The following is a 1,919-nucleotide window of genomic DNA, read 5'->3' on the forward strand; positions in this document are numbered from 1 at the left end:
ACCCAACTTGAACAGCGCTTTCACAAAAGCCGTTTATGTTCAATGGCATGCGCGCGCCGGCGCAAGTGTTACCACTACATTTTTTGGGGTCGGTTGAGCTTGCAGAGGCTCAGGTTTGCGGCGGCAACTCGCTGATATTGGCCGGCAGCGCGATGCCGGTTGCCTTGAAGACATTCCCTACCTGGCCCGAGACGTGGGTGCGGGTGGTAATGACCTTGCCGTCCTTTTCGATGGTGGCTTCCTGGAGGCGATCGAGATCGTTGAGGAGCGGCTGCCATTCGGGCTGCAAGCCCTTTTCCTGACACAGGCGGGAGAGTTCCTTGGCCAGCGTCAGAGCGAGGAACGAGACAAACACATGGCCGCGGATAGCGGCATCGGACTGATGGAAGATGGGACGGGTATCGAAGCTCGCCTTGGCAACCCGGAACAGGGCCTCGACCTGAAGCAGGTCACGGTAGCGGATGACGGCCTGCAGCGGAGTGATCCTGGCATTGGTGCGCAGCACGCTGATGCCGTCGTAGCGGGCCTCGTCGGCAAGTTTGCCCATGTCGATCTCGAAAGTCTTGCCGCTGGCCTTGAGATAGCGGCGATAGGCTGAGTTACCGACCAGGGCCTTGTCGCCCTTCTTCAGCTGGGTCTGGAGGCCGTCGATGATCGCTTGCCGGTCGGCCTTGTCCTTCCTTGCCTCAGCTTCGTTGAGCGTAACGACGTAGCGCTGGGCATCTGCGCCTTTGCCAACGCGCACTTCCTTGACCCACAGCTGGGTGTCTCCTGCCTGCCGCTCGAGGACGAGCGGCACCATCGGAGCCGTGTCGGCAAGCACGACAGTGCGGATGACGCTGCTGGTGCGCTCTCGCGCACCCAGGATGTATTCCATCCCCAGCTCTTCAAGGGCGGCGATCGTATCAGCGCTGATCATGCCGCGATCGGCCACGACGCACGAGCGGGTTATCCCAAAGCGGGTACGCAGGCGCTTGACGATGGGCATGAGCACCTTCACGTCGGCCGTGTTGCCCGGGACCATCTCGGTGCAGATCGGACGCCCCTCGGCGTCGATCACCACGGCCAGGATCATCTGGGCAAGCTCGGGTCGGTGGTCCTTGGAATGACCACGCCGACCCAGCGTATCGCCGCCTGCACCGTAGAACGAGAGCGACGTCGTATCCATGAACACCAGGCTGAGATCAGTGAACAGGTCCCGTCGGCGATCGAACAGCTTCTCCTCGATCACGTCCTTCACGCAGCGAGGTGCCAATGCGCCTTCTGCCTTCTCCTCGATCTCCTCGCCGAGCCAGGCCATGGCGCGATAGAAGTGATGGAGGGCAAGATCCTCGCTGCCGTCGATGGCGTAGCTCTCCATCCAGTCCAGGCAGGCTCGGTCCGAGCCGGAGACAAACAGGCGGTGCAGTGTGGCGACGAATACCGCGCGTTCCACGGCAAAGCCGAACTGGCGGCCCTCCAGCATCTCTTCCAATACAGCATCGATGCCAAGCCGCTGCCACAGGCGCCCGAACAGCAACGGGCCGCCGATTCTGCGGGCTGCGATCCGGCCTGCATCGATATCGGACAGAATGATGCAACGCTCTGCGTGACGTGCGATCGAGGCGGCAAGTCTGTCGAGTTCGCCACTCGCGGCCAGCACATCCTTGCGGCCCAAAGCCTTGATCGTGCGCTGACGGACAGTTTTGCCCTCGCGCACGCTCTCGACCAGGTAAAGATAGCGGTGCCCGCGCGCGACTCGTTCGACGACATACATGGCATGTTGTTACTGCCTGAACCCGTCAAGATAAACTAAACCGCCAGTCAGAGGCAAAATGTTGTTAGCACATCCGATTTTGCCGCGAAACTCACCCCAAGCAAAATCAGATACTTACGATCTCGCGTTCCCCGCGTGTTCCGCCAGCACTGTTCAACTTGGG

General features: G+C 61.0%; 1 protein-coding gene. It reads right to left on the reverse strand.

Features of this window, described 5'->3' with window-relative positions:
- Positions 1 to 109: 109 nt before the first annotated feature.
- On the reverse strand, positions 110 to 1,756 hold the full coding sequence (locus HHL08_RS25200; protein ID WP_169575581.1) for an IS1634 family transposase: 1,647 nt from the start codon (positions 1,754 to 1,756) through the stop codon (positions 110 to 112).
- Positions 1,757 to 1,919: the final 163 nt, after the last annotated feature.

The organism is Sphingobium psychrophilum (assembly GCF_012927105.1).
GTDB lineage: Bacteria > Pseudomonadota > Alphaproteobacteria > Sphingomonadales > Sphingomonadaceae > Sphingobium > Sphingobium psychrophilum.

What these genes read in the sequence shown, in the direction of transcription:
- HHL08_RS25200 (WP_169575581.1), bottom strand. Translation starts at nt 1,756, where the DNA reads ATGTATGTCGTCGAACGAGTCGCGCGCGGGCACCGCTATCTTTACCTG.